The 18021-nt window shown below is 44.7% G+C and carries 10 protein-coding genes; all 10 read right to left on the bottom strand.

Going from position 1 to position 18021, the window contains the following annotated elements; genetic code table 11:
* Positions 1-485: 485 nt before the first annotated feature.
* Positions 486-3485 carry a chondroitinase family polysaccharide lyase gene (locus tag EWA64_RS00575; protein ID WP_061894762.1) on the bottom strand — a complete coding sequence of 1000 codons (3000 nt, stop codon included), beginning with the start codon at positions 3483-3485 and terminating at the stop codon, positions 486-488.
* Between the two features lie 42 nt (positions 3486-3527).
* Positions 3528-6647 carry a chondroitinase family polysaccharide lyase gene (locus tag EWA64_RS00570; RefSeq protein WP_061894763.1) on the bottom strand — a complete coding sequence of 1040 codons (3120 nt, stop codon included), beginning with the start codon at positions 6645-6647 and terminating at the stop codon, positions 3528-3530.
* Positions 6648-6673: 26 nt separating this feature from the next.
* A complete protein-coding gene (locus EWA64_RS00565) occupies positions 6674-7906 on the bottom strand; it encodes an autotransporter outer membrane beta-barrel domain-containing protein (protein ID WP_061894764.1) in 1233 nt (410 codons plus the stop codon).
* 364 nt (positions 7907-8270) lie between these two features.
* Positions 8271-9869, bottom strand: a complete 1599-nt coding sequence (locus tag EWA64_RS00560) for a sulfatase-like hydrolase/transferase (protein WP_061894765.1) — start codon at positions 9867-9869, stop codon at positions 8271-8273.
* Between the two features lie 200 nt (positions 9870-10069).
* Entirely contained in the window at positions 10070-11878 is a 1809-nt protein-coding gene (locus EWA64_RS00555) for a methyl-accepting chemotaxis protein (RefSeq protein ID WP_061894766.1), read from the bottom strand.
* Between the two features lie 1311 nt (positions 11879-13189).
* Positions 13190-13792, bottom strand: a complete 603-nt coding sequence (locus tag EWA64_RS00550; RefSeq protein ID WP_061894767.1) for a DJ-1/PfpI family protein — start codon at positions 13790-13792, stop codon at positions 13190-13192.
* Positions 13793-13797: 5 nt separating this feature from the next.
* Positions 13798-14442 (bottom strand): bifunctional 4-hydroxy-2-oxoglutarate aldolase/2-dehydro-3-deoxy-phosphogluconate aldolase, encoded by a 645-nt coding sequence (locus EWA64_RS00545; protein ID WP_061894768.1) that lies wholly within the window; start codon positions 14440-14442, stop codon positions 13798-13800.
* Between the two features lie 2 nt (positions 14443-14444).
* Complete coding sequence (locus tag EWA64_RS00540; protein WP_061894769.1) at positions 14445-15401, bottom strand: sugar kinase; 957 nt, start codon at positions 15399-15401, stop codon at positions 14445-14447.
* Positions 15402-15523: 122 nt separating this feature from the next.
* Positions 15524-16378: a tagatose bisphosphate family class II aldolase gene (locus EWA64_RS00535; protein WP_061894770.1), complete on the bottom strand. Its 855-nt coding sequence runs from the start codon at positions 16376-16378 to the stop codon at positions 15524-15526.
* An 88-nt stretch (positions 16379-16466) separates the two neighbouring features.
* Positions 16467-17951, bottom strand: a complete 1485-nt coding sequence (locus EWA64_RS00530; protein WP_061894771.1) for a DUF2264 domain-containing protein — start codon at positions 17949-17951, stop codon at positions 16467-16469.
* Positions 17952-18021: the final 70 nt, after the last annotated feature.

Genomic DNA, 18021 nt, shown 5'->3' with positions numbered 1-18021 from the left:
GCTTTAAACGGGTGCGTATGTGCTTCGCCAGATAACGAAGCGTAATCGAAGTTGAGAGTTACAGATTATAATAGCCGAGTTAATTCAATACCTAAGAGGTTAGCAACACTACTTTAAACTCGCCATACGGCAAAGCAGCAGCGTGTGGACGAATTCGGGCGACGCCTAAGATGCTACCGACTTAAATATCGTAATCGCAGATACAGCATAGCTACAGCAACAAGATACCAGAGCGTAATGCGTGTAAGCTAGGGAGGTCAGAGTTGGTATTAACACCCCAAGTTAATCATGGTTCGAGGTATTGGGGCTGTATTGTACTAATTGCGAAATGGGTACGAGTGTCGCTGAAAGTTTATTCGTAGCCGCCGTATGCGACCTACGTTTATATTGTACTTATACGGTGATGTGAGAGGACGGAGGCCGGTGAGGTGAGGCCTCCTCCTACTCAATTCAAATTTAATTCAATGTTAACACTGTGTCAGGTTTTACGCCTTTCTCAGAGTAACCTGAATTGGCAGACCATCTTTACACATAAAAGATACGGTCGTTTTGCTGCCTTTCACGTCTGCTTTCACGTTGCTGTGTTCACCCGTGAGTTCCCATGCACCGTGCAGTGTCACCATTACTGGAGCGTAATCACTGAGCGTATTTTTTTCCATGTTTAGGTCTGGGTTTGCCACACTTAGTTTCAGTTGGTCTTCACCTTCTGGTTGAGTCATCACTAAAGATGATGTACTCACGGCGCGAACGTATTTATCCGTGATACGTGCAAAACTAAATACAGAGTAACCCGTTGCACCCGTGGCTTTATCACGAACAATGTGAACGTTGCTGTTCTTTTGCACCACTTCGTACACATCGCCCGCTTTCACCGCTTCTGCAACCTGTGCCATTTTCGTAGGTGTGGCATCAAGAATGACTATGTATTCATATTCAGCGTTATCTGGTTTCACACCGTGGTTAATCCAAGCCGATTGGAAGTTACCGAAAGTTGGCTGTTTTTTCTGGTTATCGCGTGATTCTTGCGCCTGGCGACGCACCTGGATTTCGGCACCTTTGACGATGTAGTAACCGTTACCCATGCCATCGATCAACCAATCACCTTCTGTTAACGTCGCTTCGTATGGGAACTGAGTGATCTTCTCACCGTTGACATTCAAAGAGTCTGTTAATTGAGTGATACCGTGTTGGAACAGGGTCGTTTCTGTCGGATACTCGCTGTTATTGTTGCGGATATCGTTACCCGTCAGTACCAGACGGTTGTCGAAACTGAACACCGCTTTCTTCGCTGTGAAAGCTGGATCTATTACTGGCGCGTAAAGCATTGGGTTTTGTAGGATGAAACCAAACGTACCGTACTTCCCATCTAAGCTGGTTGCCCCGTTAAACTTAACGTCGTTTTTCAGCATCGTGGTGTGTGGGTTTGGTGCATCAAGTAGCTCCCACGGCAAATGGATCGTGGTACCACCCGGTGGACGGTTCCAGTCCCAGCCGTTTTCATCGTAACCGTAGTCAGATTCTTCACCAAATTTGTGAATTTGTACCGTACCGTGTGATTGGTATCGACCGTAACGGTTAGCAGGGCCACCGCCACCGTAGATCTCTGATGACCACACGTATTTGTTCCAACCTTTCATGGTCACCATCTTATCGGCAAAACGATGGATACCCATGGCTGCGTAGTTAAACGCCGTAAAGCCTTGTGGGTGAGATTCTGGTGTAACCTTAGTTTTAAAAATCTTCGCACCATCTTTGGCAGAAAGCTGCTCAATACGAAGATAAGCACTGGCTAGCTCTTTATCAACTTGATTCGACTCTACGCCCGCTAAAGCCAGGTAACGCATACCTATCGCCACTTTATCCACACTGGTTTTAAAGAATGGACGACGACCAATCACACCCAGACCTGGGTTATTGTTACTGTAAGTACGCGCCGCCAGCATCGCTTTCTTCAGTACTTGACGTGCCTCAGTAGACAGCTCGAATGGTGTGCCGCGCAGTAAGTACGCAAGATGTCCACTCGCGGAGAGTGCAGCAAATGAGTAACCTGGGTAGTTACCTTGATGACGCCACGCTGTGCCATCTGGACGGAAACCATCTTCATAGCCCACTGGCACCTGCGTCACGTTAGCAGACATAAAGTCACTAAACTTATTCATCAACGCAACACGCTCATTCTGATCAGGCACAGTCAGCGTCATAGAAAGTTGAGCAAGCAAGAGTGTGTTCAAATAGTCCATATCCAGGGACTTTTCGTTAACAAACATACCAAAACCACGCTCATTAAATTCACGCGAGTACCACAACAAAGCGTCATGCACTGGTTTCATTAGATTGGCTTTGATCAGCACATCTTCCATCAATAGGATTGATGCATACCAATCACGCGATGCATAACCCCAGTGGTGAGTTGCGATTAAGCCAGAACCTTTTTGGAAACCTTGATCCAACAGATGCTTAGACATCAGAATGTACTTGTTAGCCAGATCTTGGCGAACAGCAGCATCGTTACTTGATAGATAAGCACGACCAATTTTACTCATCAGCTCAGAGAACGGGCGCAGGTAGTAGTAACCATCAACCAAGGCTTTGTCGTCAGCGTTCATGTGTTTTACTTGGTAAATCACATTTTGTTTTTTCGTGATGATGTGAGGGCCATTGATCACACCATCAGCATGTTGAGTTAAACCGATTTTCGCGAATTCTTCATCAATGTCACGCAGTACTTTGGCGTTCGCTTTACTCTCTTTAATGTAGTAATTGATCAGATCATTTTTGATGCGAGTAACGCCAGCAATTTCTTCTGCGCTTGCTTGCGGTAGTTCTTTTGGCAGTTTGAAATCGATTTCTGGTACGTCAATCGCGGTCGTAACCGTATAGTCTGACCATTGGTAGCGGGCATCATCAATACTGACCATGACGCGGTCAATGTAAAGTTGTCCAGCTTTGTCTGTTTTCGGTGTGATGCTCAGCCCATCCATTACCGACGATGGCATGCCATTCATATCACGCTCCACAGCAAAGCCGATTGCTCGCCAACCGGTAAAGTTGAGTTTCGCTTTTGCTGTGCTTGAGCCAAGTTTGAATTCTAGCTCACCATCATTTGCTTCTTCGTTATAAACCCAAGTAGAAAGAACGGTATAACCCCAACGGCCCCACTCTTTGCGAATGGTTTTTATTGGGTAGAAGTTAAAGCTTTGATCGATAACAAGCGGTGCGTTTGGTTCATATTTCCAGATCAGAGATTGTGAACCGTTCAAAAAACGTTTTTTAGTAACATCAACAGAACCTTCACCATCGATCGACACATAATCAGGCACAGACGCTTCTTCGAATGAAAGCATCTTCGGCGTCATCATGTTCACTTGTTGTTCAACGACTGGCGCAGCCTCTTTCTCTGTCGATTTAGCAGCATCAGCCCATACGTTACCTGACAATACGATTGAAATCGCGGCAGCTAACACGGTACGACTTGAAATACTCATGTCTATTCCTTCTAGAGGACGCGGGGGCACCCCCGCGACACATTATTTAATTTTATTCAGTGTGATTTGGATCGGATTGGCTTCTACTGTGGTGAAATTAACCACGGTTGTGTCTTTAACACGCGTTAATGAAACCGTTGTTGGTAAGCTATCGGCTTGCCAATGACCTTTAAGCACCACGGCGTTCGCTACTGGTTGAGATGGACTATGACGCCACTCACGAGAGTAGATACTCACCTCTTTTTGCACGCCGTCTTCGGTGTATTGCGATGCTTCTTTACCTTGATATAAGTTGAGGTCTGGGTTAACCATCGCAAGATTAATGGCTTGGCCTTTCTTCTCCACCATCAACATGGCTGGTTTGCCTACACTCGCAATCACACCCGATTTGAACTCTGATGGCGCAAAAACAGCATAACCAGTGGTTCGGCTCGCACGGTCAACGACCACGTGTGCTTGGCTATCTTTTTGCAGGACTCGGTAAGGAGCCGCCTTTTTATCATCCAAAGTGCTGGCAAAGGTCAGTAACTCTTTTTGCTCTGGATTGATTAAAACGGCGTATTCGTATCCCGCCTTGTCAGGCGCTGTACCATGATCAATCACAGCCGTGGCAAACTCACCCTCGGTGGCAGAGCTGTTCTTTTGATGCAGTGATTGCTGCTTCTGAGCCGCGACTTTAACGACGCTGTTACCCGGAACAAAATAAGCATTCCCATCTGGGTCAATGATTTGTTGGTGACCATTTCTGGCCGCCTTCAGCGCTGTTTCTGAACCCTGATAAGCATTACCGTTAACCAGCATGGTATCGCGTGGAGAGCGAATCGCATGTTGGAATAAGGTGGTTTGTGTTGGGTAGTCTTTCACCTTGGTCACAATGTCACTACCTAGCGCAACAATTCGGTTATCAAAGAAAAAGACCGACTTGTTAGCACGGAAAGAGGCATCGTATTTAGGGTGGCTTTGCAGCACCATGGCATACAAGCCATTTTTTCCATTAGAAACTGCGCCAGCATAGGTTTGTTCAGAGAACAACATCTCTTCTAAACCAGAGAAACGGTCAACGTTGAGTAGATGCGCTTCAACCTGCTCCATCGGAAGCTGAACGGCTGTTGTGCCTGGCCAACGGTTCCAATCCCAGCCATCATGGCTGAATGCACGCGTCTTACCGTCTGCATCCATGATCTCTAATTGACCATAATTGATGTAACGCCCGTAGCGGTTTGCATTCGCATAGGATTCATGGCTGACTAAGTAACGACTGAAACCGCGTACGGCAGCAACCCAGTCATCTCGGCGTTGAATGCCCATACTGGCATAGTTCATTGCCCAGTTACCCTGCGGGACAGAGCCCGCTTTAAAGCCCTTATCTAGCAAGAAACGACGGAATGAGTCATCTTTCATACCTTTGGTTAAACGCAGGTATGCCGATGCCATATCCGGGTCAATATCTTGTTTTCCATCCGGTGTGCCAGCCATTGCCATGTGCTGGAACGGCTCAACAGAGATGCCTTCTTTACCCGTTGGGTGGCGGCCTGTAATGGACATTAATGTTAGTCCATCGTTACTCCATATTTCCGACATTGCGGTGGCTTTTTTCAGCGTTTCATGGGCGTGCGTGTCGATCGCATATTTTGTGCGAGCTAACGCTTCAACCACAGGGGTTAACCCTGTCAATGCGCCTTTAGCGTAGGCTGGATAGTGTTGAGAGTGGTGGAAGATAGAACCATCTTGCTTAAAGCCACCACTGAGACCATGAGAAGTTGATATAGACTTAGACAGCCAGAAACCAAACTGAGCCAACAACATGTCTCGTTTTTCAGCGTCTTCTTGCATCAAGATGCTGTACAGCATGCCACGCAACTGCGTGTTCATGACATCAACGTTGAAGCTGGTCATCTCTTCGACTGGTCGGTAGATACGCCCTGTCCCCGAGAACCATACCATCATCTCAGTAACGTCTTTGCTTAAGCCGTGCGCTTGCAATAGATCACGTGCTAAGTAATGCGCCTGGAATAACGCACGCAATGTATAACCAAAGTGATGTGCAGTACCAACACCACTCTCAGCGGTATAGCCTTGTGCTAATGCGTAGCGCGTTAATTTAACGTACTTATCAGTGAGATCGGCACGCGTGTTATCATCCAGTTTGCCTTGCAATGCTCGCGCAATATCGAGCATTAACTCACCATAACGGCGCAAATCAGCCGTATCAAACACCACCTCGAAACCATTTTCATCAAGCAAACCACGATTCACGCCTTTGTCGAGGAACAGTTTCAATCGGTTGGAGTTATCAAGCCCTTCACCAACAACAACGCCATCGACTTCTTTCAGGTTGTAAGCGGCGTATTTCTTTTCGATCTCAGCTAATTTTGCGTCGCTGTTACCTGGTGCTGTACCAAGTGCAAACGTATGCAATTTTTCATGAATGTCAGCAATCGAACGAGGCGCCTTAGCGGATGATGTCGCTTTTGCACTCTCATGCTGGCGATCTTGATATTGGTTGATAAAACCATAATAACGATGCAACGCTAACCAGTGTTGGTTTGGCGCGGTATCGGCAGCTAAATTCACAAACGGGACTTGTGCGTCACGTGTTGACCAACGAGGATCAACAGGAATGCTCACCATCACCTGATCCAGATAAATCGTTCCCTTATCTGCCATATCTATGGTGTCAACCACCAACTGATCCATGGTTTCCGTTGCTTTGCCTGTCATGTCCTCGAACGGAATCATAAGCTGACGCCAGCCTTCGAAATCCATATTTACATCAAAGTAGACTTGAGTTTTACCTGCCTCTTTGAATGAAAAACGCAATTGACCTTTGTTCGCTTTGGTATTGTAAATCCACGTAGTAAAAGCACTGGTCGACTGGTCTTTACCGTTAGCTTCAAAGTGCTTATAGCCAATTGGCTGGTTAAAAATGAGCTTACCTTTACGCTCAAATTCCCATTTAAGACCCGTATCGCCGTCTTTACGGAAGTCATTATTTAAGCTCAGCGTACCTTTTTCCGCCTGAATAGGCGCAGGCATGCCTTGCTCAAAGAAATACATGTGTCCCGCAGGCTGCAAATAAGACGTAGTATCCACGTCTACAGCCATGACCGCGCCACTTTGTAATGCAGAGAAGACAGCAAGTGGCAGGAGTTTAAGTGTCATTTTCATTTTCAATACAACCCACTCAATTAGAAAGAGTACGCGCCACGGCCGTAGAACATGGTCGTGTCTTGTGAATCACTCCAAGAGTACTGAGCACCGAGGTTAAATGAGAAGTTGCTTGCGGTTTCCCAGGTCAAATCGACGTTAGTTTCATAGAAAGTGTCATCAAGTTGTGCAATTGGCGCTGAAAATTCATAACCACCATTAGCCAGACGACCTTTGGAGAAGGTGGTATGATCAAGCACTTCTTGTTTAGCTTTAAATTTCGCTTGTGCAGAGAAAATACCCAGGTTAGTTGAAATACTGCTCGCGACTTCAACACCAACACCGAGATACAAGGCTTCATGCTCAAGTTTGTCAAAATCTTTCACTAAGAGAGAATTATCTGCTTGATTTTCTTTATAACCATCCACGCGAACCAATTGGTAATCGGCGTAAATAGATGGAAGAACAGTAAAAGAACCAACGTAAAGTGGGTAGTACAAATCCGCACTCACACCGTAGTTGTCACCGCCAAACGTTGCATCTTCAGCGGTTGAACCAGAGTAAGAAGGAACACCATTTACATTGTGTTTGCTTAGGTAATCAGACCAACCAACAATGCCTTGTGCTGAAAGATACATGTCGTCAAATTTGAACAGACCATGCAAGGCCGCATAGTAATTTTCGATATCCAGCGTGCGGTCAGTCAGACGGTTTTCCACGTCTGTTTTTTGTTGACTGAATGCTAATCCAACAATGGCATCACTTGAACGCATAAGATCGTAACCGAAGGCAATACCAGTGGATTCTGAGTCATAACCATCGTAGCGATTGCTACCATCATTAGTTACATACTGACTTGATTCAGACCCCAAGACCGATACCCACATAGAAGTGTTACCGTAATCCCCTAAAATAAAGTCTGTGCCACGTTTACGTAAGGTATTGGAAAAGAGAGATTGTGATGACATAACGCTGTATAAGGACGCCCCACTGCGATCTGGGCTGAGAGCACTCGCCAGCGCCGCCGCTTCTTCTTTAGTGGTTGCGGATTCTAACAGCTGATAAAGCCCTGAGTTCCATGCCTGGTTTGCATTAACATACTCATACAGTGCTTTTAAGTTGTACACATCATAAGCATCACCACCACCACTGGCAGCCAGTCCGGTTAGGTTGTCAATATTGACGTTTGCTGAAACACCTGTTGTAAAGACAAAACCCATCGATGTAGCGAGTGTCAATTTGACTAAATTGCTCAACTTAGTGTTTTTGTTCATCGACATTCTTATTCACCCCTTGATGATAAGGTCATAGTTTTAAAGTTGCGGGGTGTCGTAGCCTTTACCCTCAACTTACGAAGATATTCATTATATTTACAAAGTCTTTCGAAGTGAGTGATCTTGGTAAGAATTTTATATAAAAACTATTAAAAACCAAAAAAAGAAAGCATTCGAAATATCATAAGTTACAAATGATCATGTGCCGTGAGGTCAAGAAGGGACAGATGTCACATTCTGAGTTTTGCAGGATAACGCACTCAGACTCATACCCAACGCAGCAAAACTAAAGAGAGGTTTATACCCATACGTAACCATAAAAAAGATGCCGAACTTGCGTCGGCATCTTGAGGTTAACTATAAATTAGCTTAAGAAGTCTGGAACATCATTTTGTTCCCACTCGCGTAAGTGTTTTTCTAAGTGATCACCTTGCTTAAAGTCTTCCATACCATAAGGTAACCGATTCTTTGTTGGGATCCATACTTTGAGTTTTTCAATCACACCTTTGTATTCTGACTGATTTGCTAGGTTGGTATGCTCATTTGGATCGACGTTGTGATCATACAGCTCTTCAGAACCATCGCGATATTGAATGTAACGGTAGCGTTCATCACGCACGGCATGGTTTTTATATCCCCAAGTCGTCACCGCTGGCTTATTTCGTTTAAAGTTAGGGTTATTAATGAAAGGGGTCAGGCTTAACCCTTCGTTGGAAGGCACTTCTGGCAGACCGCATAATGATGTAATGGTCGGGTAAACATCAAGTAAGCTTACCGCTTCTGTATATTCCACACCTTGTGTCTGTTTCGGCATTTTAATTACTAAGGGAACATGAGTAGACTCTTCCCATAACGTATTTTTACGCCAGTTTCGGTGTTCACCAAAATTTTGCCCATGATCAGACCAAAGCATCACCACGGTATTGTCGTTATATTTACTTGACTCAAGCGCATCTAAGACTTTACCAATTTGCGCATCCACGAAGGCAATGCAAGCCAGGTTAGCGCGCACCAGCTCTCTCCAGAACGTCGGACTCACTTTTTCTACTGCTGCGTGGTCCCCGCCTTCAATTGCGCCCATCGTCATGGCTTTACCGTAAAGTGGGATATCTTTCATTTCGTCTTCGATAATGTCCGGCATCTGAATAGACTCAAGCGGGAACATATCAAAATACTCTTTCGGCGCAGTGAAAGGCACATGCGGTCGAATAAAACCCGCTGCTAAAAAGAAAGGCTGATCGTAATCTTTGTGCAGTTGCTCGGCCGCCCAATGTGCGAAATATTCGTCCGGCATCAAGCCGCCCATTGGGATATCTTTACGCTCAAGTTCGCCCCAGCAAAGGGATTTCCCTTTCGCATCTGGACCAAATGTCGTGACGATTTGACCACCATCTTTAGGGAATGGATAGTATTTGTGATCATTGACGCCGTAACGGCCATAGCCAAAACCGCGATCGAGGTATTCCTGGTTTTTGATTTCGTATTTATCTTGCTCAACGTGCCACTGCTTTTCTGCACGATAGTCAGAAGTACCATGATGGAAAATTTTACCACACGCCATAGTGTAGTAACCATTCTGCTTAAAATGCTGTGGTAAGGTGGGGATATTGCCCATCACTTCTTCAGCGATCGCTGGAAAGTTTTTCAGACCAAGTTCTCGGTTGGTGTACCAACCTGTTGTCGTCGGCGCCATGCCAGACAAAATCGCGTTGCGTGACGGGCCACAAACGGGGACCGCACAGTGCGCATTGACAAAATTATGGCTTTTTTGCATCAAACGGTCAATGTTCGGTGTTTTTGCCTGTACGTGACCACGTAACCCACCAATCCAGTCGTTTAGGTCGTCGATAGCGATAAACAGTACATTCGGCTTTTGAATTTGAGCATGAACTAACGGGCTCAAGCTTAAACTCGCCCCTAGCGATCCAGTAGATTTAAGAAAATTACGGCGTGAAATTTTCACTTGAACTCCTTGGTTTAAATTCTACGTTAACAAAACGATATACCCAACAACCTCAAATGCTCGGTATACAGACGCGCAAAGCATGCCATCTCCCACTATTGATTCAAATGTCAATAGAAAAAACTAAAAACCCAAACAGCCTTGAAATCATGCAATTGCATAAAAACCGGGCATGAGTGATCTATTTGGATATAGCAAAATTAAGACATATGAAACTGAGATACATGCTCATTGATGTCATCCTTACAGGCTGCTAACTGCTCTGCGGTTTTTTCTAGCTGTTCAGCTCGCTCGGAGTAACGTCGGGTAATATCGACAATGACTTGCATGCTTTCGTTAAATGACTCAGCAGTCACGTTTTGCTCAACCGATGCCGACGATAAGTTAATCGCCTGATCAGCAACATTGCTGACTAAATCTTGAACATTATGCAGGTGTGAACCAATGTCATTCACTTGTTGATGAGAGGCAGACATCGCATTGCGGCTTTGTTCCATGACTTCAACCGCTTGTGAGGCATCTTCACGCAATGAGGTGATGATGGTTTTAATTTCCTGAGTCGAGCTTTGTGTTCGTTGTGCAAGCAAGCGTACTTCATCTGCCACCACCGCAAAACCACGCCCCTGCTCACCAGCACGTGCCGCTTCAATAGCGGCATTCAGTGCCAATAAGTTGGTTTGCTCGGAAATGCTATTGATGACTTCAAGCACGGAGCTGATGTTTTCCGTCCCTTTCGCTAGCTGCTCAACGACAGTGGATGCGCCCATAATATTGCTATCTAGTGTGGTAAAGCCCTTAATCGCGTCGTCGGTCACTTCATTACAACGATTGATGAGCTGCTGACTTCTGCCTGCACTTTCTGCAACTTCAGAAACACTGCCTGTAATCTCATTCATTGTTGCCGTCAATTGAGTCATCGCCGTCGCAACGAGTTCAGCTTCTGATAACTGTAGTTTCGAGCCGTTATTATTTTCCGTTGCCATCACGAACACGTCTGCCGCGATAGTGTTAAGTGCACCAAGGTTATGACAGATGTCTCCCACCATAGCACGTAGCGATCTCGTCATATCGTTGATCGCAATCGCAAGGCTGGCCATTTCATCTTTACCTTTTGTTGGCAAGTGATGGTGTAATTCACCCGCAGCCAAGCGCTTTACAATACGAATAGTCTCATTAACCGGATTAACCACAGAACGCGTAATCACCAAACCAATAATGAAGCTCGCAATAACGGAAAGCAGGCAAACCACAATACTGACTATCGAGCTAAAGTGCTCCGATTCCTCCATTTGGGTTTCAATGTTACTTGCTAACGTTTTGGCGCTATCACGCACTTGTACTGCATATGTGTTCATTACTTCACGAGTATGAACAAGGTTAGAAACATACAGAGCAACTTGATTTAACTCATTTTGATATTCAGCAAATTCGTTGTCCGTCACCATGATATTGCGATTCCACTCTTCAAGCTGGTGCTGCCACGCTTCAATCAATGACGGTTCTAACTGCAGTTCAACCTGCATTCTTGCTTTACTTAGTTGTATTAATCTTAATTGTGCGTTGTCAGATAAAAACTCACTTGCCCACTTTTCTTCTACTTTTTCAAGCTGCTTATTGATGCTTTGAACCATATTCATCTGTTGGTTGAAGGCATCAAACTCCTGCCCATAAGCGACACTAGCCAATTCAAATGCCTCAACTAACTCACGGTTATCCGGATGAGTGAAAATATGCTTATTAGCAATAAAGTTCTCTAAGTTAACCTTATGCCACTTTTTGAAACGTTGAGCATAAACAGGGTCTCGTGTATTAAGGTAGCTATTTTCTAATACTTGTAAACCAAACACTTCACGTACGCCAACATGCGCTTCAATCAACTGACTGACTTGGCTCTTCGTCACCGTTCGAGAGCGAAGACCTTCTCCATAAATCACTAACGACAATAGTATGATAATAGCGAACCCGGCTCCTAGCCGTTTAGCAAAACTATACTGGTTCAAATGAAACATTTGATTTCCTCATGAATCTATTAAATAAAAAAATACGCATCTTGTTGAATTCAAACACACTTATCTCACGCAGATTCATAATCATCTGAATACTATATTATCCTATCTTATTTTTAATTATCCCTTCGTGACTTCACACACAAAACGAAGCCTTGCGAAACCTTACGAAACATTCATGTTGTGTTAGTGAAAATAAAGGAAAACGTTTGCTAGTGCCTATTGATCTTTTGTGGTTATATTTTGTTCGATACAAGTGCATTTTAATCTCGACGAGAGGTTTGCAGCCGTTACTCCGCAGCTAATTCCAGAATTTAGATAGAGTGATCTAGCCGTCATTCCGCACCTAATTATCCAATAAGTCATGTGACTTTAGTTGCACAATGATTAATTGGGTCATCCAATGGTGGCTACCCAAGTCGGTTTCTGATAGCAATATCGGGTTAAACTATCTCTCACTACTATCAGGAGGTTAAACGTGACTCGTCATCAAAAATTACATGCCTCTCTGCGAGTGCCTCAAAGGCAGCAAGTTTTTGCAATTGTTACGAACGTGTCGGCATCTTCGGCGAAATAAATTCTAAAAATAGCTGCGGTATCTCGGTTAGAAAGCAATAACTGCTGTTGGCAATTGCTCTAAACTAAGATTCACGATGGTATTTCCCTTGCAATGCTATTTTTTCCTTATTAACTGAGTTAATATGAAAAATATTTTTCCAGATCGAATCCAACCAGGAAGATATTACTCATAAAGCTAAACTTTCTTGCATTTTTACCTAGTGATTTGAGTTTATCATCAGTTTACTGAAGTGAGTAGCAGCTATTCCTACCGCAAAAGTTAATTCTATCAGTTTCGATGTTTAAAATCGGAAAATAATTTCTATATGTAGCTGCATCCATATTTTAACAAATCAACCACAAAGCCTGGTAAGAAATAGACGATAAACTTGAATGTGACTCTAGCTATATATCTAATAACATGCACGAGTCAACACAGAGGACATTAAGTAAATTACCACCTTCTAAAGAAGGTGGTTTTGTGTGAGCCATCTAAAAGTGGGCCTAGACTAGAACCTTATAGTACCACCGTATCACTTCATCTATCCAACACTAAATTTATGGTAGCGCTTAAAGAGTGCTACTAAACAAAACTATTGAGTTCGTTTAAAACATTTAACTTAAGCGATTGACTTTACTTTAGGTGGATACGAAAAAAGTAAGCATTTTTGATATTAGGCAAAGCCGAAATGAATGATAGATGGAATCTTTCATGGTTTAATGTTCAGTCTATGAACACTCCTTAACTTATGCTTCTTACTGAGGTTTTTTATTTTTCCAATATTCAAAATAGATATGGTTTGCTTGGTTATCTACTTTATCTACGCTATCTGGTAGCAATTTTTCTGCAACGGTAAATGTAAATTCAAACGCAACGCCAAGACCTTTGCCGGTAATGAATTTGTCAGCAACAACAATTTTTTTATCTACGTATTTACCGTCTGGGAATGCGCTGATCAAGTTGTCACCCGTTGAGTACTCACGGCCTTCTAGTAGCCCATGCTTAGACAAGACTTTTGCTGGCGCTGAGCAAAGTGCACAAATCCATTTGTCTAACTCGATATGACGCTTGATGAATGAAATTGCCATCTCGTTAACCGTCATATTGTCAGTGTTTTTGGGTCCGCCAACCATCGCGATCGCATCGTAGTTATCATCGAAGCAGTTCGCTAGCGTATCATCTGCAGTGATACGAGTATTGAAGTACGTTGCTAGTTCCCTAGTTTCCATACAAGATAAAACGTCAACGTGAATGTTTAAACGTCTTAGGATATCGATAAAAATTACCGCCTCTGCATCTTCAAAGCCATCCGAAAGTAATAAAGCTACACGTGGAGCTGTAGTCTTATGGTGTTCCATCTTTATTAAACTCCGATTTTTTTAATGGTTTTTACCGTGTTTTGCACATTCTCAGCGATTGTATTCCAATCGTTGTCTGTGATTCGATCAACTGGTGCAATCCAAGTACCACCACAACATACTACTTCAGGAATTCTTAAGTAGTTGCTTAGGTTGATGATATTCACGCCACCTGTTGGCATTAGCTCAAGACCTTTGTATGGACCTGTGAGCGAACGAAGCATGGCAACACCGCCAGACGCTTCTGCAGGAAAGAATTTTAGCGTATTCAGACCCATTTCGAGCGCTTGCTCAACCTGGGACGGTGAGTTAACGCCAGCGATGATATGGATATTGTTCTTTAAACAGTAACGAACTGTATTTGGGTTAAATCCTGGAGAAACCACAAAGTCCGCCCCCGAGTCCATTGCAAGTTTTGCTTGTCCTGCATTGAGAACAGTACCTGCACAGATAATCATTTCAGGATATGCTTCACGCATTAGGCGGATAGACTCAGCAGCTGCATCGCTACGGAAGGTAATTTCTGCAGCAGATAGTCCGTTTTCTACTAGAACTTTTGCTAGTGATGGGGCGTCTTTGGCATCTTCAATTTGGATAACTGGCATCACTCGAAGTTGACGCAGTTTGATGTTTATTTCTTTAGTATTCATAATTATAAATTCATCATTGAGTTGATATAACGAGTGTTTTCCGCTGGAATAATAGCGCCTTTATGCTGAATCACTTCTGCAGCCAGCTTATTACCCCAATGGCAGCATTCTTTGAGTGTGCGGCCGGTGGCCCAGGCCGCAAGGAATCCAGCGTTGAATGAGTCCCCTGCCGCAGTCGTGTCGACGACATTAGTCACCACGTTGCCTGTTGCCACAGCCACATTGTGTTCAGAATCGCTAAACATCGCTCCGTCTTTGCCCAGCTTCACAATCACTTCGCTCACGCCAAAATTACGTAAACGGGTGGTGAGTGCTTCAGGGCTGATGTTTTCACCAAGTAACAACGCTTCGTCGTCACAGGTGACCAATGCGATGTCCGCCAAACGATAGAGTTTTTCTAGCCATTGGATGGCATGCTCCTTCCCTGCCCATAAGCGAGGACGGTAGTTGGAATCCACGGCAATTTTCACCCCTTGCGCTTTAAGTACGTGCAGAGAATCGAGCAGTGTTTGTTTGTCTTCTTCTGGCAAGATCGCCAGTGAGATACCCGACAGGTAAACCAGATCAAACGTGGCAAGTGAGTTCATAACGCAAGAGTAGCGTTCGTTCTGGCATAAGTAGCGTGCTGCCGAATCATTCCGCCAATATTGGAAAGAGCGCTCACCGTCAGCTGCAAGTTCAATCGCATACAATGCTGGAAGCTTATCTTGGTTGGTCATGACTAATGAGCAGTCAATTCCCTCGTCTTCCCATGCTGTTTTCATATGCTTGCTGTAATTATCAACGCCAAGCACCGTGATGTAGGCCGGATGAACCTCCGGTGCCAGACGTGATAGATACAAAGCGGTATTGAGTGTGTCTCCGCCAAAACGTTGCTCTTGGGTAGAGAACGGTTGGCCAGAAAGCTCAATCATACATTCACCAAGAATGGCAATTTTCTTATATGAAAATGTCGTCATTTAGGTTGTGTCCCAAAATTGAAAAAACCGATTGTGACCCCCTTTTGCTATTAGCTAGTAATAGTCACAATCGGTAAAGCACAAAATACTCTGAGGGTGAGGGGTCGTGCTAAAACGGGTAGTTATAGTTTATCTGCGCTGCGGCAAACGTTGATCTTCGAGATGATGACGTCACGCATGGCGGCTTTAGAAGCGACGTTGTAATGGCGAGGGTCATTCGCATCCGGGTTGTCAAGGAAGTACTGTTTTAGTGCGTTGGCGTACGCGATTTTTAGCTCTGTCGCAACGTTAACTTTACAGATACCCAGTTCGATACTGCGGGTGACGTCTTCATCCGACACGCCAGATGCACCATGCAATACCAGTGGTATGTCAGTTTTTGCTCGGATTTTTCCTAAACGATCAAAGTCCAGACGTGGCTCTTCTTTGTACATCCCATGAGCAGTACCAATGGCCACCGCCAGAGAGTCAATACCAGTGCGCTGAATGAATTCTGCAGCCGCATCAGGGTCTGTATACATTGCGTCTTTAGCATCAACAACAAGATCGTCTTCGATACCACCAAGACGGCCGAGCTCGGCTTCAACCGTACAATCCCATACGTGACAGAACTGAACGACTTTTTTAACCAGCTCAATGTTCTCTTCAAACTTGAAGTGCGAGCCATCAATCATTACAGATTTGATGCCGGCTTCAACTTTATTGCGGATATCTTTCATTGACTCGTGATGGTCAAGATGAAGCGCAATCGGCATGTGATAGCGACGTGCTGCTGCTTTACAAATATTCACCAGGTAATCGGTACCGGCGTAAGCGTAAGTACCAGGAGTACCCGCTAAAATAACAGGTGAACGCATTTCAGCTGCGGTCTCCAGTACGACTTGTACGGTTTCAAGATTGTGAATGTTAAATGCAGGAACCGCGTAACCGCCTTCTTGTGCTTTACGTAGCATATCCTGAGTTGAAACTAAAAACATGATAGACCCTCCAATTCTTTCGACAACTTTCGTTATAATAATCGAAAGCCGCCGAAAGTTAGCTGATCAAGATCACAGTTTGGCGGGACTAGAAAAAATTTGACATTTTCGAGCTATAGCACGTAACGCCTTTTCTCAAAAGGTTATTTTTGGGTCTGAATGCTCTTCCCAGCAGAATTTCTTTGCCTTTATCGAGGACGCTTTGGGTCTCTAAGCGTCGGCTCATCGGCGTTTGATCTTGAGTGTACTCCTGCTCAAAAATCACCACGACCTCTTTCGTTTCCTGACAACCAGTGACAAAAGCATAAATAGAAGGAATACGAAAGGAAAAATCTTCTTTTTCTACTGCGAGTGGCGCACTCTCTGCCTGCCATAATCCACATCGATCACCACAATACAGCGCGATATTGAGAGCGCGCAACGACCACAAACTGCTCGCTGGCCCGCTGTAGTTATCCGTGAGCCGTGCATCGCTAGCAAACAGCCCTTGTGTAGGCACACCATGCTTAAGCGCCCCATTGGCGATAAAGTATTCGAAGTTGGTTTGCAACGCGCGTTTCACCTCACCGGAATGGAGTGGTGTATCCATCGCGTCCTGTACATCAAGGTTTGCAATAAGTGGCGCCGCGGCGGCCAGGCGATAACACGCACTTCGCCCAAAAAACGGTAAGCCTTGCGGTGTGAATAAGTAACGGAACTTGCTGGAGAACTCACACAGATTGCGTCGAATGTAGTCACGGTCGAACTCTGGATTAATCTGATCGATCCAATACAGCGAGTAATGAAACCCCCACGCGTTATAAAAATCGTAGTTGCCTTTGGCGCCGTCTCGGAACCACCCTTCACCGACGTTGAACTCTTTCACCCGTTCATAACGCCACATATCAACGCACTCTCTACCGGTAAGCGATTGAATGACCAACTGAACGGTAACAGGGAATAAATGCCAGTTATTGTCGACCACTTGAACATGATTGACCTGTTCAAACCAGGCGATGATTTGATCTTTTTCGCTCTGAGTAAACGTATCCCATGCGCTCTCTTTGCTTGCCCATAACGCGAGTGCCAGATCGGCACTTTCGCACGTACGTTGGTCATAATCCTGGAGTGCGCCCCAGTAACCTTTATGTGTTGGGTTAGTGCCGGCAATAAAGGCGTGTTTTAACCAATTAATCGCATCGATCTTGCGCGCGTAAAACGGATCACTATCTTCAATTGGATCTCGCGCAGCCCAGAAGGCCAGCGTTGGCAAAACGCGGCTACACCCTTCCATCGCATCCATACGCGCACCCTGCTGGCTCGGCATGCCAGGATAATAAGCGTGAGTAAAATTATCGACACTGTAGTAAGCAAAAGCCTCAGCTATATAGTCAGCAAAATGCTCACACTTAGATTTAAGGCTCAACGAGGAATTACTGAATATCTGTTGGATTACGGCATCATTTTTACTCAGTGCATTTTTTCCGCGCAGCAGTTTGCTGATGTGTTGGCAAAACGTGCGCCAATAAAGTGCCAAATCTGGATGCTCATAGGGTATGGTCGGTCTTTCTGTGGCTTTAATGACTTTTTTCATCGGATACCTACATAAAAAAGGCTCCTGAAGGAGCCTTTTTTTATCTGTTACTGTTTGAATCAAAGGCTTC

The sequence above is a fragment of the Vibrio cidicii genome (genome assembly GCF_009665415.1).
GTDB lineage: Bacteria > Pseudomonadota > Gammaproteobacteria > Enterobacterales > Vibrionaceae > Vibrio > Vibrio cidicii.
The sequence above is the reverse complement of the archived record's forward strand: the minus strand, read 5'-3'. Positions and strand labels throughout refer to the sequence as shown.